At 35.5% G+C, this 26,218-nt stretch carries 26 protein-coding genes and 1 other RNA gene; 10 read left to right on the top strand and 17 right to left on the bottom strand.

Going from position 1 to position 26,218, the window contains the following annotated elements; all coding sequences use genetic code 11:
- The first annotated feature begins 24 nt into the window (after positions 1-24).
- Positions 25-615 carry a hypothetical protein gene (locus BST93_RS13055; protein ID WP_105019514.1) on the top strand — a complete coding sequence of 197 codons (591 nt, stop codon included), beginning with the start codon at positions 25-27 and terminating at the stop codon, positions 613-615.
- Here BST93_RS13055 and BST93_RS13060 read toward each other — a convergent pair.
- Positions 608-2,134, bottom strand: coding sequence for a GH3 family acyl-acid amido synthetase (locus tag BST93_RS13060; RefSeq protein WP_105019515.1), 1,527 nt, complete (start codon positions 2,132-2,134; stop codon positions 608-610). The genes BST93_RS13055 and BST93_RS13060 overlap by 8 nt on opposite strands.
- 100 nt (positions 2,135-2,234) lie before the next feature.
- Positions 2,235-3,098 carry a hydroxymethylglutaryl-CoA lyase gene (locus tag BST93_RS13065; protein WP_105019516.1) on the bottom strand — a complete coding sequence of 288 codons (864 nt, stop codon included), beginning with the start codon at positions 3,096-3,098 and terminating at the stop codon, positions 2,235-2,237.
- Positions 3,099-3,217: 119 nt separating this feature from the next.
- On the opposite strand from BST93_RS13065, the gene BST93_RS13070 reads away from it, so the two are divergent.
- Positions 3,218-4,372: an NAD(P)/FAD-dependent oxidoreductase gene (locus BST93_RS13070; RefSeq protein WP_105019517.1), complete on the top strand. Its 1,155-nt coding sequence runs from the start codon at positions 3,218-3,220 to the stop codon at positions 4,370-4,372.
- A gap of 42 nt (positions 4,373-4,414) precedes the next feature.
- On the opposite strand, the gene BST93_RS13075 is transcribed toward BST93_RS13070, so the two are convergent.
- Both BST93_RS13075 and BST93_RS13080 read right to left on the bottom strand, forming a co-directional pair.
- On the bottom strand, positions 4,415-5,032 hold the full coding sequence (locus BST93_RS13075) for a LysE family translocator (protein WP_105019518.1): 618 nt from the start codon (positions 5,030-5,032) through the stop codon (positions 4,415-4,417).
- Entirely contained in the window at positions 5,032-6,075 is a 1,044-nt protein-coding gene (locus BST93_RS13080; protein ID WP_105019519.1) for a quinone-dependent dihydroorotate dehydrogenase, read from the bottom strand. The genes BST93_RS13075 and BST93_RS13080 overlap by 1 nt, the downstream gene beginning before the upstream one ends.
- A gap of 75 nt (positions 6,076-6,150) precedes the next feature.
- Here BST93_RS13080 and lpdA point away from each other — a divergent pair, with 75 nt between their 5' ends.
- Positions 6,151-7,542, top strand: coding sequence for a dihydrolipoyl dehydrogenase (gene lpdA / locus BST93_RS13085; protein WP_105019520.1), 1,392 nt, complete (start codon positions 6,151-6,153; stop codon positions 7,540-7,542).
- Positions 7,543-7,620: 78 nt separating this feature from the next.
- Here lpdA and BST93_RS13090 read toward each other — a convergent pair whose 3' ends face one another.
- Positions 7,621-8,208, bottom strand: coding sequence for a putative outer membrane beta-barrel protein (locus tag BST93_RS13090; RefSeq protein ID WP_060524096.1), 588 nt, complete (start codon positions 8,206-8,208; stop codon positions 7,621-7,623).
- Between the two features lie 104 nt (positions 8,209-8,312).
- A complete protein-coding gene (locus BST93_RS13095) occupies positions 8,313-9,203 on the bottom strand; it encodes a hypothetical protein (protein ID WP_105019521.1) in 891 nt (296 codons plus the stop codon).
- A 45-nt stretch (positions 9,204-9,248) separates the two neighbouring features.
- Between BST93_RS13095 and BST93_RS13100 the strand changes: the two genes are divergently transcribed.
- Positions 9,249-9,605 carry a TM2 domain-containing protein gene (locus BST93_RS13100; protein ID WP_105019522.1) on the top strand — a complete coding sequence of 119 codons (357 nt, stop codon included), beginning with the start codon at positions 9,249-9,251 and terminating at the stop codon, positions 9,603-9,605.
- Positions 9,606-9,671: 66 nt separating this feature from the next.
- Here the strand turns inward: BST93_RS13100 and BST93_RS13105 are convergent, their stop codons facing one another.
- The 4 genes from BST93_RS13105 to BST93_RS13120 all read right to left on the bottom strand — a co-directional run bounded on the left by BST93_RS13105 (position 9,672) and on the right by BST93_RS13120 (position 12,211).
- Positions 9,672-10,283, bottom strand: coding sequence for a porin family protein (locus BST93_RS13105; RefSeq protein WP_105019523.1), 612 nt, complete (start codon positions 10,281-10,283; stop codon positions 9,672-9,674).
- A gap of 129 nt (positions 10,284-10,412) precedes the next feature.
- Positions 10,413-11,006 carry an outer membrane beta-barrel protein gene (locus BST93_RS13110; protein WP_105019524.1) on the bottom strand — a complete coding sequence of 198 codons (594 nt, stop codon included), beginning with the start codon at positions 11,004-11,006 and terminating at the stop codon, positions 10,413-10,415.
- A 79-nt stretch (positions 11,007-11,085) separates the two neighbouring features.
- A complete protein-coding gene (gene aroQ, locus BST93_RS13115) occupies positions 11,086-11,508 on the bottom strand; it encodes a type II 3-dehydroquinate dehydratase (protein ID WP_105019525.1) in 423 nt (140 codons plus the stop codon).
- A gap of 103 nt (positions 11,509-11,611) precedes the next feature.
- Complete coding sequence (locus BST93_RS13120; RefSeq protein WP_105019526.1) at positions 11,612-12,211, bottom strand: porin family protein; 600 nt, start codon at positions 12,209-12,211, stop codon at positions 11,612-11,614.
- Positions 12,212-12,337: 126 nt separating this feature from the next.
- Between BST93_RS13120 and xerD the strand changes: the two genes are divergently transcribed.
- Together xerD and BST93_RS13130 are read left to right on the top strand one after the other, a co-directional pair.
- Positions 12,338-13,249 carry a site-specific tyrosine recombinase XerD gene (xerD, locus tag BST93_RS13125; protein ID WP_105019527.1) on the top strand — a complete coding sequence of 304 codons (912 nt, stop codon included), beginning with the start codon at positions 12,338-12,340 and terminating at the stop codon, positions 13,247-13,249.
- Positions 13,250-13,326: 77 nt separating this feature from the next.
- Positions 13,327-14,274, top strand: coding sequence for an aldo/keto reductase (locus BST93_RS13130; RefSeq protein ID WP_105019528.1), 948 nt, complete (start codon positions 13,327-13,329; stop codon positions 14,272-14,274).
- A 248-nt stretch (positions 14,275-14,522) separates the two neighbouring features.
- Here BST93_RS13130 and rny read toward each other — a convergent pair whose 3' ends face one another.
- The 4 genes from rny to BST93_RS13150 form a co-directional block, all read right to left on the bottom strand.
- Entirely contained in the window at positions 14,523-16,097 is a 1,575-nt protein-coding gene (rny, locus tag BST93_RS13135) for a ribonuclease Y (protein WP_060524081.1), read from the bottom strand.
- 47 nt (positions 16,098-16,144) lie between these two features.
- Positions 16,145-16,255: non-coding RNA, 6S RNA (ssrS, locus tag BST93_RS13140), on the bottom strand.
- A 55-nt stretch (positions 16,256-16,310) separates the two neighbouring features.
- A complete protein-coding gene (locus BST93_RS13145; protein WP_042277571.1) occupies positions 16,311-16,601 on the bottom strand; it encodes a cell division protein ZapA in 291 nt (96 codons plus the stop codon).
- A gap of 3 nt (positions 16,602-16,604) precedes the next feature.
- Positions 16,605-16,892 (bottom strand): hypothetical protein, encoded by a 288-nt coding sequence (locus BST93_RS13150; protein WP_042277567.1) that lies wholly within the window; start codon positions 16,890-16,892, stop codon positions 16,605-16,607.
- 119 nt (positions 16,893-17,011) lie between these two features.
- On the opposite strand from BST93_RS13150, the gene BST93_RS13155 reads away from it, so the two are divergent.
- Together BST93_RS13155 and BST93_RS13160 are read left to right on the top strand one after the other, a co-directional pair.
- Entirely contained in the window at positions 17,012-18,721 is a 1,710-nt protein-coding gene (locus BST93_RS13155) for a M23 family metallopeptidase (protein WP_258150547.1), read from the top strand.
- A 3-nt stretch (positions 18,722-18,724) separates the two neighbouring features.
- Positions 18,725-21,223, top strand: a complete 2,499-nt coding sequence (locus BST93_RS13160) for a TonB-dependent receptor (RefSeq protein ID WP_105019529.1) — start codon at positions 18,725-18,727, stop codon at positions 21,221-21,223.
- Here the strand turns inward: BST93_RS13160 and BST93_RS13165 are convergent.
- On the bottom strand, positions 21,213-22,379 hold the full coding sequence (locus BST93_RS13165) for a cysteine desulfurase family protein (RefSeq protein ID WP_105019530.1): 1,167 nt from the start codon (positions 22,377-22,379) through the stop codon (positions 21,213-21,215). The two genes, BST93_RS13160 and BST93_RS13165, sit on opposite strands and share 11 nt — an antisense overlap.
- A gap of 73 nt (positions 22,380-22,452) precedes the next feature.
- Here BST93_RS13165 and BST93_RS13170 point away from each other — a divergent pair, with 73 nt between their 5' ends.
- On the top strand, positions 22,453-23,349 hold the full coding sequence (locus tag BST93_RS13170) for a hypothetical protein (RefSeq protein ID WP_105019531.1): 897 nt from the start codon (positions 22,453-22,455) through the stop codon (positions 23,347-23,349).
- Here BST93_RS13170 and BST93_RS13175 read toward each other — a convergent pair.
- Both BST93_RS13175 and BST93_RS13180 read right to left on the bottom strand, forming a co-directional pair.
- Positions 23,346-23,873 carry a Smr/MutS family protein gene (locus BST93_RS13175; RefSeq protein ID WP_105019532.1) on the bottom strand — a complete coding sequence of 176 codons (528 nt, stop codon included), beginning with the start codon at positions 23,871-23,873 and terminating at the stop codon, positions 23,346-23,348. The two genes, BST93_RS13170 and BST93_RS13175, sit on opposite strands and share 4 nt — an antisense overlap.
- Positions 23,863-24,054, bottom strand: coding sequence for a hypothetical protein (locus BST93_RS13180; RefSeq protein WP_105019533.1), 192 nt, complete (start codon positions 24,052-24,054; stop codon positions 23,863-23,865). The genes BST93_RS13175 and BST93_RS13180 overlap by 11 nt, the downstream gene beginning before the upstream one ends.
- 118 nt (positions 24,055-24,172) lie before the next feature.
- Here BST93_RS13180 and BST93_RS13185 point away from each other — a divergent pair, with 118 nt between their 5' ends.
- The gene (locus BST93_RS13185) at positions 24,173-26,218 is read left to right on the top strand and encodes a T9SS type A sorting domain-containing protein (protein WP_105019534.1); all 2,046 of its coding nucleotides are present in this window, start codon (positions 24,173-24,175) and stop codon (positions 26,216-26,218) included.

Raw genomic sequence — 26,218 nt, forward strand, 5'->3', positions numbered from 1 at the left:
GTACTAAATACTAATTTAGAAAATATGTCATATTCTAAAATAAAGGCCCCAGCTAGTATTATTGATGCAGTAAATGAAGCTGTTAGTTATTTTCCTGAACTTTATCACACACCTATTGAATTTAAGTTTAATAATATGGTGCGTAAAAATTTTATGCAAGCTCAACCCAAATGGATAAGCTTTTTAAAAAGAAGAAAACATCGTAGTTATATTATCCTAATAAGTAAGGAGTTTAGAGTAGAGAACGAAATTTTCACTGTGAATGAAATTCCTTATGATGTACTTGTAGGTTGGTTAGGTCATGAATTAGGTCATGTGATGGATTATCGTAAAAGGAGCAGTTTAGGAATGTTAATATTTGGGATTAAATATTTGTATTCATCCGCACACATTCAAGAAGTAGAACGCACTGCCGATGAATATGCTGTAAGACATGGCATGGGAGAGCATATAATCAAAACCAAGAATTTTATTTTAAACCACACTAGTTTATCTGAGACTTATAAAAATCACATGCGTAAATTTTATTTATCTCCCGAGGAAATTTTAGAGTTGATTAATAGATATGGTGATACTGGTGAGAAACCAACTAGAGAAGAGCTTGCGCCTAAGTAATGGTCGATTTACAAAATTGCTCCCATTCCTTAAAAGTATCTTCTTTCATAACTTTTTCCATTTTTACCTGACCACCTTTCTTCTTGTTGTAATCATTCCATTTTGAAAATATCTCTGGTGCAACTTTATGAACTATCACACCCTTTAAGGCCTTAGACCTTGCAACTTTATAATTTTTATTTGCTTTTTGAAGTAAATCATCAAGATGTGATGCTAGCTCTTTCTCACTTACCTCAGTGGTTGTCCCTAACGTCCAAACGTGATAAAACTCACCTTTATTTTGTTTGGCACAAACTGTAAACTCCTTGATTGCTGTATCAAATTTGTTTTGCAGATCTGTTATCGCTGTTTCCATTTTAAGTACGGATAATTGACTACCTACTACATTTAGAAAAAACTTTGTCCTTCCTGTGATTTTAATTTCAGCGCGATCAACATCAGTAAATTTAATCGTATCACCTATTAAATAACGCCAGGCACCAGATACCGTTGAAATTATTAATGCATAATCCACATTTTCCTCCACTGCGCCTAAATGTAAAACTGGAGCATCTTCAACAATACTTCCATCTGGATTTATGTATTCTGGTTTAAATGGAACAAATTCAAAATAAATACCACCATCAGTAACAAGTTGCATCGCGTCGGTTTCTGGTCTTTGTTGACTTGCTATAAAACCTTCGCTAGCTAGATAAGTATCTACAATTTGAACAGGTTTAGAAAACAGCTTTTCAAAACTGCTGCGATACGGCTCATAGGCAACTCCACCAGAGGTGTACACAGACAAGTTAGGCCACACATCATGGATAGAATCAACCTTGTGATATTCCATCACTCTTTTAAGCATTATTTCAATCCAGGATGGTATACCGCTTAACATTCCAATATCCCAATTTTCAGATTGAATTGCGATTTGCTGCACCCGTTCATCCCAATCATCTATGCTGGCAATTTCCTTTCCTGGCTTGTAAAAGGAACTCAAAAATTCTGGAATTTGACTAGCCGATATTCCACTAATCTCGCCTATAGTAAATCCGTTTTTATGGTCAAGATCAGTAGAACTTCCCAAAGCGAGAACCTCTTTTTCAAAAATTGAAGGATCCAAATTAAAATTACTTAATGCACTTACCTGTGAGGTTCCAGCATCCTTAATAGCTGTTATCATTTCATCAGTTACAGGTATCATCTTTGACTTTTTACCGGTTGTACCGCTTGATCTAGCTAAAAAACTAGGTAGACCTGGCCATGTAATATCGGGTTTCCCTTGTTTCATTTGTTGCCACCATCGATCATTCATTTTATGATAGTCGTAGAAGGGTATCGCTTTCGCGAAAGCGTGCCTAATATCATCACTTTCTAAAATGGAATCAAAATCATAGTAAATACCAAACGAAGTATCCTGAGCTGTGATGAGCATGTTACGCAGAACCTTTTCCTGTGATTTTACATGGTCTGTAACCGAGGTCAAATTTTCATGAATACTGAGCGCTGTCTTAATCAAGGGACCTAAGAATGCCATATAAATAAGGTTTATTGTAAAGGTAAGACCTGTACAACCAGCATCTCGTTAAGATAGTGTTTAACTATGCTTATAAAATGTAAAAGGTATCTTTAACTCTTTAATGAAATACAGAAAATAACTTAGTTGCCTCATTATAGCTACTTTCAAATGACATAGCGTTTACATTTGAGTGTGCCTTTACGTTATTAAAGTAACTCACCATTTTTTCTGTAGGCATGTTTCCTGTAAGATCATCTTTGGCCATTGGACAGCCACCAAATCCTTGAATAGCACCGTCAAATCTACGACATCCTGCTTTAAAGGCAGCATCGACTTTTTCATGCCATGTGGTAGGAGTAGTATGTAAATGTGCCCCAAACTCCACATGCGGATACATAGGTATTAAATTTGAGAATAGATAATCTATAGTGGATGGATCGCTGGTACCAACGGTGTCGGACAATGAAAGGATTTGAACTCCCATTGTTGCTAATTTATCTGCCCAGTCACCTACTATGTCTACATTCCATGGATCACCATAAGGGTTACCAAATCCCATTGAAATATAAACTACGACTTGTTTTCCCGAAGTATGAGCAATGTTTAGAATTTCCTTAAGAGTTTCAACAGATTGCTCTATTGTCTTATGCGTATTACGCATTTGAAAATTCTCAGAAATTGAAAAAGGAAATCCTAAATAATCAATTTCAGGATGTTGACAAGCATCTTGAGCTCCTCTTACGTTTGCAACAATAGCGAGTAACTTGCTTTCTGTTTTAGTTAAATCTAATCCTGCTAAAACTTGAGCAGTATCAACCATTTGAGGAATTGCTCTTGGGGAAACAAAGCTTCCAAAGTCAATCGTATCAAAGCCACAACGCAGCAGTGATTGAATGTACTGTATTTTTTTATCAGTAGGAATAAAAGGTTTTATTCCCTGCATGGCGTCTCTAGGACATTCAATAAGTTTCACCTTTTCCATCGACCGGTAAAGATACGATGCTCGATCAGCTTTATGAAATCGATTGCGTAAATGATTTTTGATTAATTATCTATTTTTAAACTTGAATTTTAAACTTCTAATCAATCAATTCTCAGCTTATGAGTTCAGTAGACTTTCAAGTAGCAGTAATAGGTGCAGGACCAGCAGGTGCAAGTGCAGCTTATAAATTAGGAATAGCTGGTGTTTCATGCATTCTTATTGAAAAACAAAAACTACCTCGTTACAAAGTTTGTGGTGGCGGACTGGTATATCGAGGATTAAACTCCATGTCGTTTGATATTTCATCCGTTATTGAAAGGCAGTTTGACACTATTGATATTTTCTTAAAGAATGGTAAATCCATAAAAACAAGCTCTACAGAACCTATGGTAACCATGATAATGAGAGATTCATTTGATCATTTAATTACTAAAAAGGCTCAGGAAGCTGGTGTTCAATTACAAGATGAGACTAAATTGACAGCGATCAATCATGATAACCAAGTGATTCAAGTTGTTACGGATAAAGGAAGTTGGAATGTTGAAGCAATTATAGCGGCCGATGGTGTTTACAGTCCTACTGCAAGGATATCTGGCTGGAAAAATGAGACTAGACATCTTGCTCCTGCATTAGAATACGAGGTTTACGTAACTGATGCAGAGTTTAAAAAGCACAAAGACATCGTTCGATTCGATATTGATGCCATTAAAAGTGGTTACGGATGGAGCTTTCCAAAAAAAGATCATTTATCAGTAGGTGTTGGCGCCTTTGGTGTTGAAAAAAAGAAAACAGATTTGAAAAGCTTGTGTATGGACTACATGAAGCGCATAGGAATCAATGAAGTAACCCATATAGATAAGCATGGGTTTAATGTTCCTGTAACTCCAAGAACAGATGGTTTTGTAAAAAACAATGTATTTCTCACGGGTGATGCGGCAGGTTTTGCCGATCCATTAACAGCCGAAGGTATTTCAAATGCCATAAGAAGTGGTAATCTAGCTGCCCAATCCATCATTGAAAACGCTAACAATATCACAAGTGCTGGTGAACGTTATTTGGAGCTTTTGAATGACGATTTATTACCTCAAATAAAAACCGCTCAACAATTGGCCAAATGGTTCTACTCTCATCCTAAATTGAGGAACATTGTTCTTAATAAATATGGTCAAGAATTTGCAGATTATGTTGCAGGTATTTTTGCTGGAACTAAGACTTACCCAGAAAATGTAACGAAAAGATTGAAAGAAAAAGCGTTGTCCATGGTCAGTTTCTAATGTTTAGTTTTTTTTTAATTGTAATAATGTAACAATTAAAACTTAAGGTATTAGAATTAAAACGGCAATACCTACAAACACCACTATTTGCAACCATTTCATAAAGAATGGAAACCAGTTAGAGTTTTTAATAAACATAGCTGCGCGACCTGCTAATAATGCAATACTGTAAAAAACAACTAAGGAAACTGACATAAAAATTATTCCCAAAATATAAATTTGAATCCATTCAGGAGTATCATTTTGAACTACAAATTGTGGTAGCAAAGCAAGAAAAAACAAACTTACCTTGGGATTCAAAATATTCATAGTTACTCCTATTTTGAACATCTCCCACCAATTACCTTGAGAAGTTTGAGAATCTTTCAATGAGATAGATGGATCAGACTTGAAGACTTGAAAGGCAAGATAGAGCAAGTAAATAGCACCGGCTATTTTTATTCCTAGCAATAACCACTCATTATCCCTTATTACAACCGCAAACCCAAAAGCTACTAAAGAAGTGTGAGCAATACAACCTGTTATTAATCCAGTTGCAATGGCAATTCCTATTTTACTACCACGAGCAACACTCTGTGTTAGAACAAAAATGTTATCTGGCCCAGGACTCAACGCAAGTAGTAGTGTGGCAAGCGCAAAAGAAACTAAAGATTCTATCATTAACCTTGATCAATAATTGCCTTATTAATCCTTTGTATTAATCCAGGACCTTCATAAATAAATCCGGTATACAACTGTACGAGACTTGCCCCAGCATTAAGTTTATCTAGAGCATCCTGTTCACTCATAATACCACCTACTCCTATAATGGGAAAAGCACCATTACTCTTTGAATGTAAAAAACTTATGACTTGGGTTGCGCGATTAGTAAGCGGCGCACCACTTAATCCACCGACTTCATTTTGCAAGCTCTCTGCAGATTTTAATTTGTTTCTCTCTATAGTTGTATTGGTAGCAATCACACCATCAATCTTTGTATCTTCTACAATACCTATAATATCCATCAATTGATCATCAGTAAGATCTGGGGCTATTTTCAATAATATAGGTTTACGTACTGGCTTCTTATTATTAATATCTTGTAGTGTCTGTAAAATATGAGTCAACGGTTTTCGATCTTGTAATTCACGTAAACCTGGCGTATTTGGTGAACTCACGTTGACCGTAAAATAATCTACATACTCAAATAGTTTTTCAAAGCAAATGATGTAATCATTGACTGCTTCCTCGTTAGGAGTGATCTTATTTTTTCCAATATTCCCACCGATAATCACATGCCCTTTTTCACCAGGTCTTGGATTTTTCTTCAATCGTTCAACTGCAGCATCAACACCACCATTATTAAAGCCCATTCTATTAATAATTGCTGCATCATCCTTAAGCCTAAAAAGTCGTTGTTTGGGATTTCCGTCTTGTGGTTTAGGTGTAAGCGTCCCTATTTCAATAAACCCAAATCCTAGGTTTGAAAATTCTATAAAAGCTTTGGCATCTTTGTCAAATCCAGCAGCCATTCCAACAGGATTTGGAAATTTGATTCCAAATAATTCTCTTTCTAATGACTTTGGGTTGTTGTGGTAGCGCTTTCGCGAAAGCGAACTAAATCCAGGCAACTTGTTTAATAACTTAACACTTTTGAATGAAAAATGATGTACTGCCTCTGGATCAAAGTTAAAAAGCAGTGGTCGTATTATAGTTTTATACATAGGAATAAGGTTGGGCAAATTTACAATCTGTATTGCTTTATTGCATATTTTTGTGACTCTAAAAAAAAGATCGACATGAGTAAATATGATGTAATCGTTTTGGGAAGTGGACCAGGCGGATATGTAACAGCTATACGTGCTTCACAACTAGGTATGAAAACTGCCATAGTAGAGAAAGAATCTCTAGGTGGAGTTTGTTTAAACTGGGGTTGTATTCCTACTAAAGCACTTATTAAAAGTGCCGATGTTTTTAACTACCTAAAACATGCTGAAGATTATGGTCTTAAAGCAGATAATGTAGATAAAGATTTTGATGCCGTTGTAAACCGCTCTCGCGATGTTGCAAATGGCATGAGTAAAGGTGTTCAATTCTTGATGAAAAAGAATAAAATCGATGTCATCATGGGTTATGGAACACTTAAAAAAGGTAAAAAAGTTGAGGTAAAAGCCGAGGATGGTTCTACTCAAACCATAGAAGGAAATCACGTAATTGTAGCTACTGGAGCTAAGTCTAGAGTTCTTCCATCGCTTCCACAAGATGGTAAAAAAGTGATTGGATACCGTGAGGCTATGACTTTAAAGGAACAACCTAAAAAGTTAATCGTAGTAGGATCTGGTGCTATAGGTGTTGAATTTGCTTATTTCTATAACGCAATGGGAACTGAGGTTACCATTGTAGAATACCTAGATCGTATTGTTCCTGTAGAAGATGTAGATGTATCTAAACAAATGGAACGCAGCTTTAAGAAGTCTGGAATTAAAGTTATGACTTCAAGCGAAGTAACAAAAGTAGATACAAGCGGTGATGGTGTAAAAGCTACCGTTAAAACTAAAAAAGGTGAAGAGGTTCTAGAAGCAGATATCGTATTGAGTGCCGTGGGAATCGAAACTAACCTTAATAATATTGGATTAGAAGAGGTTGGTATTTCTACTGATCGTGGTAAGGTGCTTGTTAATAAATACTACCAGACTAATATTCCTGGATACTATGCAATAGGTGACATCACCGCTGGACCAGCACTTGCACACGTTGCTAGTGCAGAAGGAATCTTATGTGTTGAAAAAATTGCTGGTATGCATGTGGAACCATTAGATTATGGTAACATACCTGGTTGTACCTATTCTACTCCAGAAATTGCCAGTGTAGGTATGACTGAAGCACAAGCTAAAGAAGCTGGTTATGAGCTTAAGGTAGGTAAGTTTCCTTTTAGCGCAAGTGGTAAAGCAAAAGCTAGTGGCGCAAGCGATGGTTTTGTAAAAGTAATATTTGATGCTAAGTATGGAGAGTGGTTAGGTTGTCACATGATAGGCGCTGGAGTTACTGATATGATTGCAGAGGCTGTTGTTGCACGTAAATTAGAAACTACTGGTCATGAAATTTTAAAGGCAGTTCATCCACACCCAACTATGAGTGAAGCTGTGATGGAAGCTGTAGCAGATGCTTATGATGAAGTAATTCACCTATAAGACCTTATTAATTATACAATTAATAAAGAATCCTTGTTCTTATCTACAGAACAAGGATTTTTTTATTGACTGTTTTTTTTAGAATCGGAAAGACGTACCCAAGCTTAATGTTCCTACCTCACCTTCCTTACGAAGATTATTGCTAAAAGTAGCTCTTTGGTAATCAAATAAATTCTGTTGATATCTTAAGTCAATACGCCATCTTTTTGATAAGTCGTATTGTAATCCAAATTGTAAATAAGGATTTACAATCACACGACCATATCTATCGCGCTGAACAAGAGTTTGTGCGTTTGTATTGAATAATGTTCCTGCACCTGCATAAATGCGCCATCGATTTGCAAATCGATGATGAGTTTGAAAGGAAAGATAAGGAGTAAGACCTAAATTAGCATCAACGCCAGCTTCCCATCTTAAACTCCACACATTATTTACTTTATAATCTGCATAAATACCTAGTCCTAGACCTAGAAATTTATCATCGTATTTGTATCTGGTATTTTGATAGGTTTGATACGATAATAACGTTCTAGCAGTAGCTCCTAATTCCCACCTATTTTCAACAGGTGGATCAAATAGAATAGAAGTTGATTTTCTTTCTGTTTCTTGTGACCATAAAGCGTGTGTCACGGACAAAAAAAGCAAGGTAATGAGTAACTGTTTCATAGTTTGGTGTTTTGGTTTTGACCACAAATAAAACACACAAAACCACCAGCTACACTATTGACCACCAGGCTTTAACCCTAAATAACAAAAACTGTTAAGTGGTGTTATTTTTGAATTTTTGGTTTTTCTTTAAAAAAGGTAAAAGTTACATCTTCACCTACCTTTAGTTGTGAAGTCACATCTATTATTTGACCATCCTTAGCTTCAATTGCAATTTTTGCAGTATTGGGTGGTTTATTTCCAATATTTAAGGCTTTAATTTTAATAGTGTTCACAGGATCTATAAATTCCAAAGGAATTATTTTTTTAGTTGTACTAGGTTCAAAGTCCTTCAATATTTTGCGATCATTGATGGATAATTCTATTTTATCTCCATCTGCTTCTTGATCGTCCCAAATTATTAATTTAATATTCTTGTCTTTTAATATAATGTTCAAATTTTCTCCACCTTTTAATTGATTTTTAGAGAATCTATTGAACATCTTACTCATATTAATTTTCTGTTTAATGCTATCAGGAACTTTATTGGTTCTATTCACTCTTTTTTGAAATTTCTCATTTCGCTTTTTAACCTTCTCTGCCGCTTGCATTACAAGTTCCCCATCTATGCAACTAGTAAGATCGTCATAATATCCCTTAAAGGTTCCTTTAATTTCTGCTTTCCCGTTTAATTTTCTTAAATCGCCTGTGAAATAAACGTTGCAAAAATCTATCTCCTTAATGTTAGATTTAGTGTAAATAATCTCGACTTCTCTAAATTCCAATTTATTCTCTTCACTATCATACTTCCCTACTACGGCCGACTTTGTCTCGTGCTCACCATTCATATCAGAGTAAGAAAACCCTTTAATTTTTCCGTTTTCTTCTTTAAAACTAAGATTATAAGTTATGAGAGAACTATCTGGTAGTTTGAGCAGTCCCATGTATTCATAATTTTGAGCGTTAGATATTAAACTGAATAAAACTAAAATTAAACCGATTAAATATGATTTCATAAAAAGGTATATATTTGAGTAAATGTAACCAATAAAACAAATTTTATGAAAACAAAATTTACTTTAGTATTAGTAGGTTTATTCATGGTAATGAGTCAATTTGCCTTTGCCTCATTCCCAGTTGAAAGACAAGTTGTTTCTGAAACTGTAGCAATTAGCGATACAGAAACGATGGAAGTAGCTACAACAACATTAACTTCTCCCGCTGCGGTTGCTTGGTCAGAGGATCAAACAGTTGCTATTCTTTTATGGTTTTTCCTAGGAGGATTTGCAGCACACAGATGGTTCTTAAAGAGCCCATGGTACTGGAATGTTCTATTCATTATCACATTTGGATTCTTCGTTGTAGGATGGGTGATCGATGGTATAGAGATTATTACAGGAAGTTATCCTGGACTGTAAATTTAAAATTTAAAAAAAAGCCCGTTGAGAAAACTCAACGGGCTTTTTTATTACACTTATTTTTAATTATAAGTCAAATATGAGTCCAGCAGAGATAGCTGTTGAGATGTTAAACAACTTGATATCCTGACCAAAATCATTATTGTTTTCATTGATTCGGCTTAGTCCATAAAAACTTTGGGCTTGGAAAAATAATTCTGTATTCTCCGAAACATCAAATTTATATCCTATCCCGTAACCTAAACCTATATCTAGGCTAGAGACTTGATCCTTTAAATCAATCTCACTACCATCAGAAAGCTCACCTTTTGCACTTAATAATACATTTAAAGAAGGACCAAAATTCACATACCAGTTTCTGTTATCCCCAAAATGAAAGTTTGCTTGCAAAGGAATAGATAAATAATTAAGCTTATCAATATTATTTTCAACATCAGTTCCTTTTGCATCATACAGTAATCCAGTTCTAAAACTCCATCGATCACTAAAATAGTAGTCTCCAGTTACTCCAACTACCATAGCTACTCTCAAATCATTGTTTAAATCTACATTACTTCTGTAGTTGGAAAGGTTTAATCCTAATTGAGGAGCAAGAGTAAAGTCACCTTTGTCATTTTGAGCATCTGTTGTAAAGGCAAAACCAGCGACACACAATACCGTTAAAAGAATTTTTTTCATTTGGTTGATTTTTTAAAATTACGGAGTAAAACTAATTTCCATGCTACTACCATAATGTGAAAATTATGTTAACACAAATAAGCCCGTTGAGAAAACTCAACGGGCTTTTTAATTTCTGTAAATGATCTATTAATTGAATTTGTATACTAATCCCAAATTAACATTAGTAAAATTAAGACCTAAATCAAATGAATTAGTAGAATCAGAAGCTCCATCTAGCTCAACAGATGAATAGCTTAAAATTCCCACTGTCGCTTCTAGCGCAAAGTTGTTTGAAATGAAATAACTAACACCTGGAGCAATACCTAGTCCAAAACCATCGGTATTAGATTCAAAAGCACCTTGCTCGTTTTCAACAGAAAGGTAAGCAACCGATAATTGTCCAAATAAAGAAAATTGACTACTTGGAGTTACATAGTATCTTCCTGCAGCCTCGATAGCTATTGTAGTTGATTCAAAATCAACGACTCCAGGCTCCTCAAATGTAGAAGATGATAATCCTAATCCTAATCCTATAGCGATGTTGTCAGAAACAAAATATCCAACTGATGGTGCGAATTCTAAAGTGTTTTCTTTACGATCGCCAGTACTTTCTGTACTTATTCCAATTGATCCAGTAACAAATAAATCGCCTTGGGAGTAACCACCTGTATTTTCCTCTTGAGCGTTTGACATACCCATTCCAAATACTGCAAACGCAGCTACAAATATCATTTTTTTCATGATTGATTGTTTAAAATAATAATGAAGTAAAAATATCTGTTTGAAATGAGGTTATTGTTAATAGAATATTAATGCACTATTATCTTATGGATAGATAATGCATACCTAATTCATAACCTAATAATCCAAAACCACTTATCACTCCTGCGGCATGTTTAGATATATAGGACACATGTCTAAACTCTTCTCTTTTCATCACATTTGAGATATGAACTTCAATAATTGGTGTGGTTATTCCTGCAACAGCATCAGCTATCGCAACCGATGTATGCGTGTATGCGCCTGCATTAAATAAGATCACCTCGTATCCATGATCATCGGCTTTATGCAATTGATTGATCAACTCACCTTCTACATTACTTTGGTAATATTCAATAGTGACATGAGGTAGTTTTGCCCTTAAAGCTTTTAAATAATCATCAAAACTTTCTGCTCCATAAACTTCTGGCTCGCGTTTCCCTAGCAAGTTTAAATTAGGTCCATTAAGTATAAGTACTTTCATATGGTAAATATATCGGTAGTTACGCTTTCGCGAAAGCGTAAACTTAAAAAAGCCTGTTATCTAATAAATAACAGGCCTTTCATTTTTCTTTTTCCTTATCGTTCTAGAACTTGTATCCTATTGAAAGTTGAAGGTTAGAGTTGGTGATATCATCTCCAAACGTATCATTATCTTCAAACACATTGTTCAAACCAATCATATAACGAGCACTTATCATAAATCCTTCGAGCGATGTTCCCTCTTTGAATTTATATGCAAATCCACCACCAGCGCTTAGATCCAACTCTTCGGCATCAGCGTCTTGTTCTACATCTACTAGTCCGCCTTCTTGTGTGAACTCATCATTTACTAGAATTCCAAATTGTGGTCCTGCTTCGATTGAAAAACCAGAATCTGCAATGTAAAATTTAGCCAAAATTGGAATATTGATATAATCCAACTTTAACTTACTCTCTACCCCATTTGCTTCCGATTGTAAACCTTGTTGTGAGTAAATAGCCTCTGCTTGCAACCCAAAAGAAGAATTGAACATGTATTCACCTGTTAAACCTACATGGAAACCAGTACGACCATCAGTATCTTCAACAGCATCTCCTTGCAACTTTGCAAAGTTTACACCACCTTTAACTCCAAAGTCGATTTCTTGTGCCTGAACAGTAATAGCACTTACCGCTAAAGCAATTGTAAAAAGTAATTTTTTCATAGTTATTTATTTTTGTTGCACAAGATTACTAGAAATTTAAACACACATAACTTAAATTATTTTTAAGAGCTGTTAAAACTAGTTAATGACAAAGCCCTTTTTAAGATCATAATTAATTGAATATAAATGAAATACAACGCTTGGGATTCTATAATAAAAAGCTTTAAATCTTACTCTAGAATCGAGCGTGGACTATCAGAAAACACTATAAAAGCATACACTAGGGATCTCAATAAACTCAAGAATTACCTTATTGACAATGATCAAACTGTGAAACCAGAAAACATCTCCAGTGAACAACTTAAAGAGTTTATCTATCATATATCTAAAGAAATTAAGCCACGTTCACAAGCAAGGATAACAAGTAGTTTAAAAGCTTTTTTTCTCTATTTAATATTAGAGAATTATAGAGAAGACCAACCTATGGATTTGATTGAAAGTCCAAAAATAGGACGCAAGCTACCAGATACTCTTACCCTTGAAGAAATTGATCAACTACTCGCTGCCATAGATAGATCTACCCCAGAAGGTGAACGCAATCGCGCTATCATTGAAACATTATACGGATGTGGTCTTAGGGTAAGTGAATTAATTACATTAAGATTAAGTGACCTACTTTTTGAGGAAGGATTTATTAAAGTTATAGGTAAAGGTAACAAGCAGCGGTTTGTCCCTGTAAGTGAATATACTATTAAGGAGATCAACTTATATCGTGATGAAGTACGCGTTCATCAAAAAATAGACCTAAAACATCAAGACACTTTATTTCTTAATCGTCGAGGAAAAGGTCTTACCAGGGCTATGATTTTTCATATAATAAAGCAATTAACGCAACTCGCAGGTATTAAAAAAACTATAAGTCCACACACTTTTAGACACAGCTTTGCCACTCATCTACTAGAAAATGGTGCCGATTTAAGATCGATTCAGGCCATGATGGGGCACGAAAGTATCACCACAACCGAAATTTACATGCACGTTGACCGCAAGCACCTAGAACAAGTGATTCATCAATATCATCCTTGGGCAAAACAGTAACCTATTAAAGTTTTTATAAACTAGCATTCATTTTTGGGTATCGCTTTCGCGAAAGCTAACTTTAACAAAAAACAAAAATGAAAACATTAAAATTTAGAAATGGAGATGAACTCCAGGCTATAGGTTTAGGTACATGGAAATCTGCACCAGGTGAAGTGAAAAAAGCCGTAATCACAGCACTAGAAAACGGGTATAAACACATAGATTGTGCTGCCATTTATGGAAATGAAAAAGAAATTGGTGAGGCTTTCAATGAGGTTTTCTCAAAGGGAGAAATAAAAAGAGAAGATGTATGGATCACATCAAAGCTATGGAACAACGCTCACTTACCAGAACATGTTGAACCTGCCCTAGATCAAACCTTGAAAGACTTGCAACTGGATTACCTAGATTTATACCTAATTCACTGGCCCGTTGCATTTAAACCCGATGTAAAAAACCCTGAAAAACCTGAGGATTACTTAACACCCGATGAAGCTCCTATCCATAAAACGTGGGAAGCTATGACCGAATTGAAGCAAAAAGGAAAGGCAAAACATATAGGAGTTTCCAATTTCTCAATCCAAAAGCTTGAAGACTTAATGAGTAAGACTGACGAGACTCCTGAAATGAATCAAGTTGAGTTACACCCTTTGCTACAACAAAACGAGCTTTTTGAATACTGCAGTAAAAATGGAATTCACTTAACAGCTTATTCTCCATTGGGTAGTGGTGACAGATCCGAAGGTATGAAACAAGCTGATGAGCCCAACATGTTTGAACTTGATGCGATCAAAAACATTGCTCAAAAACACAATGCTAGTGAAGGTCAAGTGCTTATCAACTGGTCAGCAAATCGTGGTACAGCGGTTATTCCTAAATCAACAAATGAAGGGCGTATTAAAGAAAATCTAGCTGCTGCCGCTGTAAATTTTGACAAGGAAGATTTGAAAGAGCTTTCAAATCTAGATCGTCATTACAGATATGTAACAGGGAAATTCTTTGAAGTTCCAGAAAAGGGATATGACAATATTTATAACGAATAAAAATTTACCCTATATGGGGTATTTTTTGAAATAGATATTCTTCTCATCTTTGACAAAGAGAAAGCAATCAAGTTCATGAAGTAAGAGAGTTAGGGGACTTTTACTTCACAAAAAAATGAGCTGATTCTCAAAATCATAAGCCAAAAAACTTATGAGGTTTAGGAAGGTTGTAGGGGATTTTTCTAAATCAAATTAAAAAACCGTTCTGAGAGATCAGAACGGTTTTATTATTTGTTAGCATTTTTAAATTACTTGGCAATATTTACCGCTCTCGTTTCTCGGATTACAGTAACCTTTACCTGACCAGGGTAGGTCATGTCCGTTTGGATTTTTTGAGAAATCTCAAAAGAAAGCTGTGCCGCTTTTTCATCATTAATTTTCTCGCTTTCTACCATAACTCGTAATTCTCTACCAGCTTGAATGGCATAAGCTTTTTCTACTCCTGGAAAACCAAAGGCTATATCTTCAAGGTCTTTTAATCGTTGAATATAAGAATCCAGAACTTGTCTACGTGCACCTGGTCTAGCACCGCTTATGGCATCACAAACCTGTACTATAGGTGACAATAGAGATGTCATCTCGATTTCATCATGGTGAGCACCAATAGCATTGCAAACTTCAGGTTTTTCACCATTTTTTTCGGCAAGTTTCATACCGAGAATAGCGTGAGGAGTTTCATCTTCCGTTTCAGGTACCTTACCTATATCGTGCAGAAGACCTGCACGTTTAGCTAGTTTAGGATTAAGTCCTAGTTCACTCGCCATGGTTCCACATAATTTGGCTACTTCTCTACTGTGCTGTAATAAGTTTTGACCGTAGGAAGAACGATACTTCATTCTACCTACCATTTTTACTAGTTCAGGATGAAGACCGTGAATTCCTAAATCAATAACGGTACGTTTACCTACCTCTACTATTTCTTGGTCTATTTGTTTACGAGTCTTACGAACTACCTCTTCGATACGAGCTGGGTGAATTCTACCATCAGTTACTAATTTATGCAAGGAAAGTCTAGCTACTTCTCTTCTTACTGCATCAAAGCAAGATAAGATAATTGCATCTGGAGTGTCATCTACTATTATTTCAACTCCAGTTGCCGCCTCAATCGCTCTGATATTACGACCTTCACGACCTATAATACGACCTTTAACATCATCACTTTCTAGGTTAAAGACAGAAACACAATTCTCTACAGCTTCTTCTGTCCCTATACGCTGAATAGTGTTTATAATAACTTTACGTGCTTCTTGCTGAGCAGTCATTTTGGCTTCTTCAATAGTTGTCTGGATAATGCTCATGGCTTCTGTCTTTGCCTTATCCTTAAGTGACTCTACAAGTTGTTTCTTTGCATCTTCACCAGACATTCCACTTATAACTTCAAGCTGCTTTACTTGAGATTCGTGCAGCTTTTCAACCTCATCTAGACGCTTATAAACGCTTGCACGCTTACTTTCAACATCCTTAAGTTTATCCTCTAAACTTTGATTGAGTTTTTTATTTTTTGATAATTCACTTGAAGCCTTTGACTCTTTATCTCGAGTTCTCTTTTCGGCGTCGTTCATTTTCTTTTCTCGCTGCATGATTTCCTTCTCATGCTTTGATTTGAGCTCGATGAATTTTTCCTTTGCTTTATAGGTTTTATCATTATAAAGCTTTTCGCCTTTAATTTCGGCATCTTTTAGAAGGCTGTCTGCTTCCTTTTTTGCATCGGCAATAATTTTTGATGCTTTTCCTTTTTCAATTATAGATTTTGCAATTAAAAATCCTATTGCTAATCCTATTATTAGCGCCACTATGGCGATTATTATACCTGTTGTATCCATGGTTGTTGACTATATATAAAAAAACCTGCACTAGTTGGGTTTTGAATGAACTCCTTAAATAAAGTTTAAGGCTAACTGATTGATCAAGGGTCTGGCATTATGACCAGCATGCTTTTACAACCACGACTCACCTTTTTTAAAGAATTATAGTGTTGAGTTCACCAAAAAATTGAACCAGTGCAGGTAGTAACTTTATTATTTTAAAAGAACGTCTTAAGAAAGGTGATTATCTAGTAAATGCTCGATATTATCCAGCATTTTTTTAGCATTTTCAACATCACTATTCTTATCTATTTTAATTTGCTCTGCTTGAGCTGCAAACTGTAGAGCACACATAGCTAGAACATCTTGTTTATCCCTTACGGCATAATTATTCTCCAGCTGTTGTATCATTTTTTCTATATTCTTTGCAGCTATACGAAGACCTTCTTCTCGAGAAGGTTCTATGGTAAGAGGATAAACTCTATCTGCAATAGAAATTTTGACTTTTTGCCTCTGACTCATAGTTTACGTAAGTTGAGCTATACACTTATCAATTTCTTTAACAAGTGCATTTATCTTGAGCTTTGTTTTTGTTTTGTACTCGTCACTACCCAGCATTGCGTTTGCCGTTTTGAGAGCTACCATCTTATCCTCTGTTGCTTTTAACGATTGTAAAAGTTCATTATTGTCTTTTTCCAATGTTGAAGTAAGTGTTTTTTCATCCATTAACTCCTGTCGCAACCTAGCATTTTCTTGTAATAAAGTCTTTACTTTTAACTCTATAGAAGAAAGTTGAGATGTTAGATCATTCATACGGCATTATTTTCTGCTGTATTTACAAATCTAAAATTATACCTAGAGATTTCAAACAAAAGTGGAACAAACTTTGACATTATTTGTAAAATTAATCCTGCTAAACCTATATTAGTGCCATGATGCAACGTTTATTTATTTCTACCTTTTTCATACTGTGCATGTTCCATTTCGGCGAAAGCCAAACCAACAAAAAAATTCTAGAAGGATATTTTATCAACCCTTTAGATATAGACATGAAACTAAGTGGGACTTTTGGTGAGTTAAGGTCAAATCATTTTCATAGTGGTCTAGACATAAAAACAAATCAAAGAACTGGTGCCAAAGTGTATGCTGTGGCAAATGGTTATGTGAGCCGTATTAAAATTGAAAGATACGGTTATGGTAAAGCTTTGTACGTGACGCATCCCAATGGCTATACTAGTGTCTATGCGCACCTAGAAAAATTTGCTCCCAGAATAGAGGAATACGTAAAGAAAAGGCAATATGAAAAAGAAAGTTTTGAAATCCAACTGTTTCCAACAGACTTAGAGTTACGAGTAGACCAAGGAGATATAATCGCCTATAGCGGAAATAGTGGTGGTAGCGGTGGTCCTCACTTACATTTTGAAATAAGGGATAGTGCTGCAAAACCGATCAATCCAATGTTAATGGATATAGAAATCCCAGACACCAAGGCTCCTATTGTTAAACAGGTTATGGCCTATCCTCTAGATGAAAACAGCACCATCAATGGTCGCAATCAACCCGAATTGATAAGATTGATCCCTTTAAAAAATGGCGATTTTAAAACGGAAAATTTCAAAGCCTATGGGCAAATAGGTATAGGAGTAAACACTAATGATCGACAGAATGGAGCCGCTAACCAAAATGGAGTTTACCGCATTAAATCCTACCTTAACGGCACTAAAAATTTTCAAATCACTTTTGACACCTATGCTTTTAATGAGACTCGATATTTAAACCGTCTTATCGATTATAACCATTTTAAAAAGACTAAAAGTCGAATTACAAAATTGTTTATTCCAGAAGGTTCTCCTTTAAGTCTCTATGAAGATCATATAGATTATGGTGTTTTAAGTTGTTATGATGCCGGTGTAACCAATCAACTTAAAGTTGAAATAATGGACTTCAAAGACAACACAACCAACATTCATTTAAAAATCACCACTGATCAACCACCAGGAGAAAGAATGATTCCAGACAATTCGCATTTGTCTTATGTAAATCATAGAGAAAGTTTTACTTACAACGACGGTGCTTTTAATGTGTCAATCCCTAAAGGAGCTCTTTACCAGAACAGTTTATTAGATATCAAAGTAAATAGCGATACAGTAAAAATTCATCAGGATGAAATACCCTTACACAAGAATATTTATATCAATTACAACCTAAAATCTAAAAAGGAAGAAAATCTCAAACAGTATTATATAGGACGAGTTACTGATTGGGGAAGCGTTTACTACACTTCTTCAAAAATTAAAAATGGAGTTCTTACAGGTAGCACCAGATACTTTGGCACCTATGCAGTAAGCAAGGATTACACGCCACCTACCATTACCCCAATTAGCTTTAAAAACAAACAGTGGATATCCAATCATAAGACTTTGAAAATTAAAATTGATGATGCACAAACTGGTATCAAAGGATATCGTGCAACAGTTAATGGAGAATTCATTTTAATGGAGTACGACTATAAAACAAAATTACTGGTACACGATTTTGAAGATGGAGTCGTTAAAGATGGAGAAAACAACCTAAAAGTGATTGTAACGGATAATGTGGGAAATAGCACTACATTTGATGCAGTCTTTTACCGTAAAAACTAATTTTTGAAACAGCTTTTAACCTCGGTTTTTTTATTATTATCATTTCTTTCATTTAGTCAAAATGCCACAATTACCGGTGTTATTCTAAACGAAAAAAACTTACCAGTAGGTGACATTAATGTAAGCATTACAGGCACCTCAATTGGTAACGCAACGGACAACAGCGGTTTCTATAAAATCATAGTGCCAGCAAACGAATTACTCGAATTAAAGTTTTCTGCAATTGGTTATGAAACTATTATCATAAAAAATTTAAAGCTCGCAAACAATCAGGTTTTTGAACTTAATCCGGTTATTAAATCTACTATTGAGGAATTTAAGCCAATCGAAATAGATGCGATTAGAGACAATGAACTTAGAGGGATTACAAAAATTAAACCTGCCATTATAAGAAATATGATAGGCGCTCAACCTGGTGTTGAAAATCTTCTTAAATCCTTACCTAGTATTAGTAGTAACAATGAATTGAGCACTCAATACAATGTAAGAGGTGGAAATTTTGATGAAAATCTAGTTTATATAAATGAGATTGAGGTTTACAGACCTTTTCTTATACGTAGTGGTCAACAAGAAGGGTTGAGTATTGTCAATTCTGATTTGGTACGAGATGTGAAATTTAGCGCTGGTGGATTTCAAGCACGATACGGTGATAAGTTAAGCTCTGTTTTGGATATTGAATACCGTCGCCCTACCCAATTTGCTGCTGGAATCGACGCTTCTTTATTAGGTGTAAATAGTTATGTAGAAGGTACCGCTTTCGCGAAAGCGTTAACAGCAACTCTAGGAGTACGATATAGAGACAATAGCTTATTTGTGAACTCTAGAGAAACTGAAGCCATTACCATTCCAAGGTTTTTTGATGCTCAAACACACCTCACCTATCAGTTATCTCCTAAATTTGAATTAAGCTTCCTGGGAAATATTGCTATCAATGATTATGAATTTGAACCACTTACCTCTCAAACAAATTTTGGTACAGTAAACGATGCTCAAGCTTTAATTATTGACTATGACGGTCAAGAAAACGATAGGTACGAGACCTACTTTGGCGCAATAAAAGCCAGTTATGATGTTAATGATAACTTGAATGTAAGGTTAATATCTAGTGTTTATCACACTCAAGAACAGGAATACTATGACATTCTTGCAAGGTATAGCATAGGTCGTCCAAATACAGATATTGGAGGAAGTGATCTAGGAGAAGTAGATTTTACAACCTCCATAGGAAGCGAACTAGATCATGGACGTAATAATCTAGATGCACTTATCACTACTGCACAACTTAAATCAACTTACACCATACCTAGCTCCAAAAAAAATAAAGACGTTATCGATGCTAGTATTAAATTTAACAAGGAAGACATTAGAGATAGGTTAAGGGAATATACGGTTATAGATAGCGCCGGATTTAGCGTAAGGCCACCATTACCAGAATTTAGAAACCAACAACCTTATTTTTCATATACAGCTCCTTTAGTACCGTTTGAATCTGCAAGGGCCGATAATGATATTACCATCGATCGAGTACAGGCTTTTATACAATATAGTAGTCGTGGATATCTAGGAGATCACGAAACCTTCTGGAATGCAGGGATAAGATCTCATACATGGACTGTAGCCGGTGATGGAGTTGATAGTAATACTCAAACTGTATTTTCTCCTAGAGCTCAATTTGCTATAAAACCGTATTGGAAGAAAACAGATATGTTGTTCAGGCTGTCCGGTGGATTATACCATCAACCACCTTTTTATAGAGAGTTAAGAGATCAACAGGGAACGGTGCAACCACAAGTCGAGGCACAAAAATCAGTTCATATTGTTCTAGGGAATGACTGGAGTTTTAATTGGTCTTCTAAAAAAGACGAAATAAGACCATTTAAACTGACTACCGAGGTTTATTATAAAGATTTATGGGATGTGAATACCTACACTCTTGAAAATGTTAGGCTACGATATAGAGCAAACAACAATGCTACGGCCTATGCTTACGGGATAGAAACAAGAATGAATGGCGAGTTTATCAAAGGAACTGAAAGCTGGATCTCTCTTGCATATATGCGTACCCAAGAAAATTTGGACAATCGAGGATTTATTGATCGACCTACTGATCAAAGACTAAAGGCTGCATTCCTATTTCAAGATTATGTTCCTACAATACCTAACTTAAGAGCCTATTTGAATATGGTTTATAGTACAGGGTTACCAGGCGGATCACCTAGTTATGCAGATCCTTATGATTTTCAATTTAGGCTTAAAGATTATTTTAGAGCAGACCTTGGCGTACAACTCGAGCTTGTAGGACCTAACAAAGTTGCTAGAGATGACAGCTGGTTAGCCAACTTTACCGAACTTTCTATAGGTGCTCAAATCTATAACATATTCAATTACGAAAATCAAATATCAAATCTTTGGGTGAGAGATGTAGCAAGTCAGGCACAATACGCGGTGCCTGTAAGATTAACTCCTAGAGTTTTTAATATAAGATTACTAGCTAGACTGTAGCAGTTGAAAATTGCTCGATATACTCCTTGAGAACATTTATTACGTAATCCAATTCTTCTTTAGTATTGTAGATGGAAAAACTAAATCTTAGACTAGGTTTATTTAAATCCTCTCCTTTAAGAACGTTACTAAGCACATGACTTCCTTTTTGTGCTCCGCTTTGACACGCACTTCCTTTTGAGCAAGCAATTCCTTTCAGGTCTAAAGTAAAAAGAAGCATCGCAGCCTTGTCTGCAGGAATCGGTAAACACACATTCAATAAGGTAAAGGTGCTTTTATCTTCCTTGGAACAATTACCATTAAATTTTATACCTGGCACATTACTTATTAATTGGTCTTTGAAGTAATTTTTAAGTTCTAGAACGTAACTTCTTTCTTCTTCTAGATTATCATAAGCCATTTGTAATGATTTGTCTAGGCCTACTATATTATGAACACTTTCAGTACCAGCTCTTACACCACGCTCTTGTGAACCACCTACAATTAATGCTTGTAATCCTGATCCTTTCCTTACAAAAGCAAATCCCACTCCTTTAGGACCGTGAAACTTATGAGCACTCACGGCTGTAAAATCTACGGGAATTTCTGAAAAATCTAATTCATAGTGACCAATAGATTGCACGCAATCACTATGAAACAAAGCATTGTACTGTTTACATAATTTTGCTATTGATTTTATATCTATTTTATTTCCTATTTCATTGTTCACATGCATTAAAGAAACTAGCGTTTTCTCATCTGACTCTTTCAACAATTCCTCTAGATGTTCTTCGTCAGGCGTTCCACATTCTTTTAATCTTACATGAACCTTAGTAGCGCTATGTTTTTCACAGGCTTGATCAATAGCGTATAAGACAGCATGATGTTCAATAGGCGTCGAAATAATTCTAGTAACACCTAAGTCCCGCACACAACTTATTATAGCAAGGTTATCAGCCTCAGTACCACCAGATGTAAAAATGATCTCGGCAGCACTTACGTTCAATACCTTTGCAACATTCTTTCTTGCCGTTTCAATCAAAGATTTGGCTTCTCTTCCGTAACTGTGAGTTGAGCTAGGGTTACCATAAACTTCGGTCATTACCTTCGTCATTTCCTCAATAACTTCTGGTCTCATTTGAGTTGTTGCTGCGCTGTCTAGATATACTTTTCTCATAACAGCAAAAATAAATTAATTAAGAATATTATATAGTAACTCACGTTAATACTTAAGTTCTATTTTTGTATCCATGAAGAAGTTACTTTACTTATTACCCATTTTTCTTTTTAGCTGCGATGATGGCGATGTTATCGTGCAAGAATTTGATTTTGAAAATGTATCAGTTGATGCATGCGAATCTGATTTTTTGAATAGTAATGAATACATTTTTTACAAAAACAACGGTCAAGAAACAATCTTCATTCAGTTTTCTACGACCGACGGTATTTTATTGGAAAACAACACCTATGGAAACTACTCAGTAGGAACTAACAACTCTATTGAATACCGCAAATTATCAGATGATATCCCATCTGATTATTACTGTAATAATATTCCCATTCAAGGAATTGACGTACTAGATGTGTTTACAGCAACAGCTGGTGATATTTCAATTGTCACAATAACTAATAGTGAAACAGACAATGACGGTATACCTAACGAACTTGAAACTGGAGACTACGACAATGATGGCATACCTGATATAATAGATCTAGATGATGATGGTGACAACGTACCTACAGTAGATGAAGGCGTGGTAATCACCAATGGCATGATAGATCTAGCTCTCAGTCGTGATACAGACAGTGATGGGATTTTGGATTACCTAGACACAGATGATGACGGCGATGGAATCCTTACCTCACAAGAAGATGTTGACGGTGATCTAAACCCGAGAAATGACATAACAAATGGAATTCCAAACTACCTGAATCCTGCTGTAAGCGATACATTTACAACAACCATAGATACCGCTATCCCTAATAGTTATAGCAGATCCTCGAATCTTGATATTACAATATCCAATTTGATTCTAACCGATGGCAACAATGAGGTATTACTAGGAACTTTTGATTTTGGAACCTACATTTCTCCCGTACTTATCATTGAAACTACCGGCGAAGTAAATACAGTAATAACAAACTAGGACTTGTTTTGATAGAAATACACTTCAGTTGCACCCAGTCCGTACTTCTTGAAGTCGGCATCATAATAAGTTAAATGCTCATAACGATTAAGTAAATACTCGAGCTCGGTTTTTAATACACCAGTTCCCACTCCATGGATCAAAATTAATTTGGGAATTCTGTTTTGTAGAGCCCATTCCACTTTAGAACGAGCTACCTGCAGTTGTAAATCTAACTTTTCATGCGGTTGCATGTAAGCATCCTTATTAGTTAGTTGATGAATATGCAAATCGACTTCTATCGGTGGTAGTTGCCCTTTTTTCCTTTTTTTCGATTGTTTTTTCTTAGGCTCTTCTGCCATAGAGATATCCACGGCACCTATTTGGAATGTTTGATCTAGAATAACCTGCTTGGGATCTACTTGGATTTCTATTTCCTCATCTGTAATTATGGTAAGTGAATCCGCTTTCGCGAAAGCGACAACACCACGTACATCGTCGTCGATAAAGGTTATCCTATCCCCTTTTTTGAATTTACGACTCATCAGAATCTAGATGATCATCTTTAGTTTTAACCCAATGTTGACTTGCTCTATAAGCCCCAAACATCAACAAAACTAATCCAATAATTTTTATGTATACCGAAGTATTTTCATCAATGAGAGCGTAAGCAAGTAGAACTCCACCTAAAAAAATTAAAATACCGTTTATGGATTGCTTGACCATCGTTTTGGGCTCAAAAATAGTCCTTTTATCGATAAACCACATTGAAACATGGTCTTTTAACCATAATTTTTAAGATTTCTATGGTAAAAGTTTATTTTTGTTCTATAATAAGAGTAGTATGAAAAATTTTATAATTACCGCATTTTTAAGCATATACGCAATAACCGCAGCTGCCCAAGTTGTTGTGGTAGGTGATAATTTCATCTATTCTCAAGGAGTCAATCTATTTTCTAAAGGAAGCATTGATTTAAATGATGCCGACTCTAGAATTTACCTAAGAGAAGAAGCGCAACTTATTCAAAATGACAATGTAAGTAATGCTGGTGACGGCTTTATTTCTATTTTCCAAGAAGGTACCGCTGATCAGTTTAATTACAACTATTGGTCTGCACCAGTAGGTGATGTGGCAACAGCATCTGGAAACGAAGGTTTTTCAATGACTCAAATCTATTATCCTACAGGAATCCTTACTGGAACAGCTGCCGATGATGAAAATTATTTCAATAGGACTATTACTGCAGAAAACGCTAATTTCTTAAATTATAATGCTCGTGATGGTGTTTCAGATGATGGGACAGCAACCAATCCTCTTGAAATTGCAAGTAGATGGATATACAATTATGACAGTGCAGGAAACGCAATACCAGGAAATGCCTATTCAGGATGGAATTATCTAGGTGGTAGTGGTTTTGTGAATGCTGGATATGGTTTTAGCATGAAAGGTGTTTCTGGAACTAATGGGATTGCAGTAAATCCTAATCTTAGAGAATATCAAAATGGTCAAATCGGACAACGATATGATTTTAGAGGACGTCCTAATAATGGTAATATTACCGTAGGTGTGGCAGATGATGAGGTTTCACTAGTAGGTAATCCTTATCCAAGCGCACTTGATTTAAAACAATTTTTATTTGAAAATTCCACTGTAAGATATGGTGTAGGAAGCGATCCTGCAGAAGTTGCTACAGTAGATGACACAAAGTTAGATCCATCTATTTTATTCTGGCAGTCTAATGCCTCTGGTAGTCACATGCTTACTGCATATGAAGGAGGATATGGTATTTATTCACCTGATGGATATGATGTAACGGCACCAGGATCAGGGATATTTGCTACTGAAGGTAATTATGTTCCTGCTGCCTTTTATTCATACGACAATAGTGGTAATCCAATTACCAATACATCACCTGGACTAGCAAGCCCAGTAGGAGCAACACTTAGATACGCTCCTGTAGGACAAGGATTTATGATAAGACGAAATGCAAGCGGTTTTACCGCTCCTAATGGAACTTATTTCCCTCCTACTGCTAATTTAACTACCGGAACGGCTTTACCATCAGGAGCTAATGGGGAAGACCAAATCGTATTTACTAACACTCAAAGAGATTTTGTTAGAGAAAGTGGTGGTAACTCCTTAATGCTAAGAGGTTCTGGAAACGGTGGCGCACAAAATAGTGCTTATGCTAACCAGTCGCCTAAATTTAGAATGAATGTAATCATTAATGATACTTACACTAGACAATTATTATTAACCTTTAGAGACAACCTTTCTCTTAACTACGACTCAGCTGTGGATGCTAGAGTTCCAGGGCTCTTGGATACTGATATTTTTGTTAATGTAGAAGGTGGTGCGTTTTCAATTGCAGGTCAAAAATATGATGAAGACATGGGCATTCCTCTAGGACTACTAGTTGATCAAAACGCATCTAATGATGCTACTTTCAATTTTTCAGTTGTAGAACAAATTAATTTTACGCCTAACAATATTTATATTTATGACACCATTGATGATGTGTATTATAACATAACGAGAAGCTCACAAGGGATACAATTACCTTCAGGTCATGCGTCAATGGATCGTTTTGAGATTAGATTTAAAGACACTAGCAACACTTTATCTAATGATACTATTGACGAACTAGGCTTCACAGTATTTCAAAATAACAGAAAACAAAACTTAACTGTATATAATCCAGAGCTGCAAAAGGTTTCTAATATATCGTTGTATGATCTTTCTGGACGATTAATTTTTAATGAAAAACCATCTACAGCTCAAACAGAATACACGTTTAACACTGCAACCTTGTCGAGCGCCTTATACATAGTTAAAGTAACTACCGAGGCAAACAAAGAAGCAGCTATCAAAATAAGTATTGCTAATTAA

The organism is Nonlabens tegetincola, from assembly GCF_002954355.1.
Classification (GTDB): Bacteria; Bacteroidota; Bacteroidia; order Flavobacteriales; family Flavobacteriaceae; genus Nonlabens; species Nonlabens tegetincola.

What these genes read in the sequence shown, in the direction of transcription:
- BST93_RS13055 (WP_105019514.1), top strand. Translation starts at nt 25, where the DNA reads ATGTCATATTCTAAAATAAAGGCCCCAGCTAGTATTATTGATGCAGTA.
- BST93_RS13060 (WP_105019515.1), bottom strand. Translation starts at nt 2,134, where the DNA reads ATGGCATTCTTAGGTCCCTTGATTAAGACAGCGCTCAGTATTCATGAA.
- BST93_RS13065 (WP_105019516.1), bottom strand. Translation starts at nt 3,098, where the DNA reads ATGGAAAAGGTGAAACTTATTGAATGTCCTAGAGACGCCATGCAGGGA.
- BST93_RS13070 (WP_105019517.1), top strand. Translation starts at nt 3,218, where the DNA reads ATGAGTTCAGTAGACTTTCAAGTAGCAGTAATAGGTGCAGGACCAGCA.
- BST93_RS13075 (WP_105019518.1), bottom strand. Translation starts at nt 5,032, where the DNA reads ATGATAGAATCTTTAGTTTCTTTTGCGCTTGCCACACTACTACTTGCG.
- BST93_RS13080 (WP_105019519.1), bottom strand. Translation starts at nt 6,075, where the DNA reads ATGTATAAAACTATAATACGACCACTGCTTTTTAACTTTGATCCAGAG.
- lpdA (WP_105019520.1), top strand. Translation starts at nt 6,151, where the DNA reads ATGAGTAAATATGATGTAATCGTTTTGGGAAGTGGACCAGGCGGATAT.
- BST93_RS13090 (WP_060524096.1), bottom strand. Translation starts at nt 8,208, where the DNA reads ATGAAACAGTTACTCATTACCTTGCTTTTTTTGTCCGTGACACACGCT.
- BST93_RS13095 (WP_105019521.1), bottom strand. Translation starts at nt 9,203, where the DNA reads ATGAAATCATATTTAATCGGTTTAATTTTAGTTTTATTCAGTTTAATA.
- BST93_RS13100 (WP_105019522.1), top strand. Translation starts at nt 9,249, where the DNA reads ATGAAAACAAAATTTACTTTAGTATTAGTAGGTTTATTCATGGTAATG.
- BST93_RS13105 (WP_105019523.1), bottom strand. Translation starts at nt 10,283, where the DNA reads ATGAAAAAAATTCTTTTAACGGTATTGTGTGTCGCTGGTTTTGCCTTT.
- BST93_RS13110 (WP_105019524.1), bottom strand. Translation starts at nt 11,006, where the DNA reads ATGAAAAAAATGATATTTGTAGCTGCGTTTGCAGTATTTGGAATGGGT.
- aroQ (WP_105019525.1), bottom strand. Translation starts at nt 11,508, where the DNA reads ATGAAAGTACTTATACTTAATGGACCTAATTTAAACTTGCTAGGGAAA.
- BST93_RS13120 (WP_105019526.1), bottom strand. Translation starts at nt 12,211, where the DNA reads ATGAAAAAATTACTTTTTACAATTGCTTTAGCGGTAAGTGCTATTACT.
- xerD (WP_105019527.1), top strand. Translation starts at nt 12,338, where the DNA reads ATGAAATACAACGCTTGGGATTCTATAATAAAAAGCTTTAAATCTTAC.
- BST93_RS13130 (WP_105019528.1), top strand. Translation starts at nt 13,327, where the DNA reads ATGAAAACATTAAAATTTAGAAATGGAGATGAACTCCAGGCTATAGGT.
- rny (WP_060524081.1), bottom strand. Translation starts at nt 16,097, where the DNA reads ATGGATACAACAGGTATAATAATCGCCATAGTGGCGCTAATAATAGGA.
- BST93_RS13145 (WP_042277571.1), bottom strand. Translation starts at nt 16,601, where the DNA reads ATGAGTCAGAGGCAAAAAGTCAAAATTTCTATTGCAGATAGAGTTTAT.
- BST93_RS13150 (WP_042277567.1), bottom strand. Translation starts at nt 16,892, where the DNA reads ATGAATGATCTAACATCTCAACTTTCTTCTATAGAGTTAAAAGTAAAG.
- BST93_RS13155 (WP_258150547.1), top strand. Translation starts at nt 17,012, where the DNA reads ATGATGCAACGTTTATTTATTTCTACCTTTTTCATACTGTGCATGTTC.
- BST93_RS13165 (WP_105019530.1), bottom strand. Translation starts at nt 22,379, where the DNA reads ATGAGAAAAGTATATCTAGACAGCGCAGCAACAACTCAAATGAGACCA.
- BST93_RS13170 (WP_105019531.1), top strand. Translation starts at nt 22,453, where the DNA reads ATGAAGAAGTTACTTTACTTATTACCCATTTTTCTTTTTAGCTGCGAT.
- BST93_RS13175 (WP_105019532.1), bottom strand. Translation starts at nt 23,873, where the DNA reads ATGAGTCGTAAATTCAAAAAAGGGGATAGGATAACCTTTATCGACGAC.
- BST93_RS13180 (WP_105019533.1), bottom strand. Translation starts at nt 24,054, where the DNA reads ATGGTCAAGCAATCCATAAACGGTATTTTAATTTTTTTAGGTGGAGTT.
- BST93_RS13185 (WP_105019534.1), top strand. Translation starts at nt 24,173, where the DNA reads ATGAAAAATTTTATAATTACCGCATTTTTAAGCATATACGCAATAACC.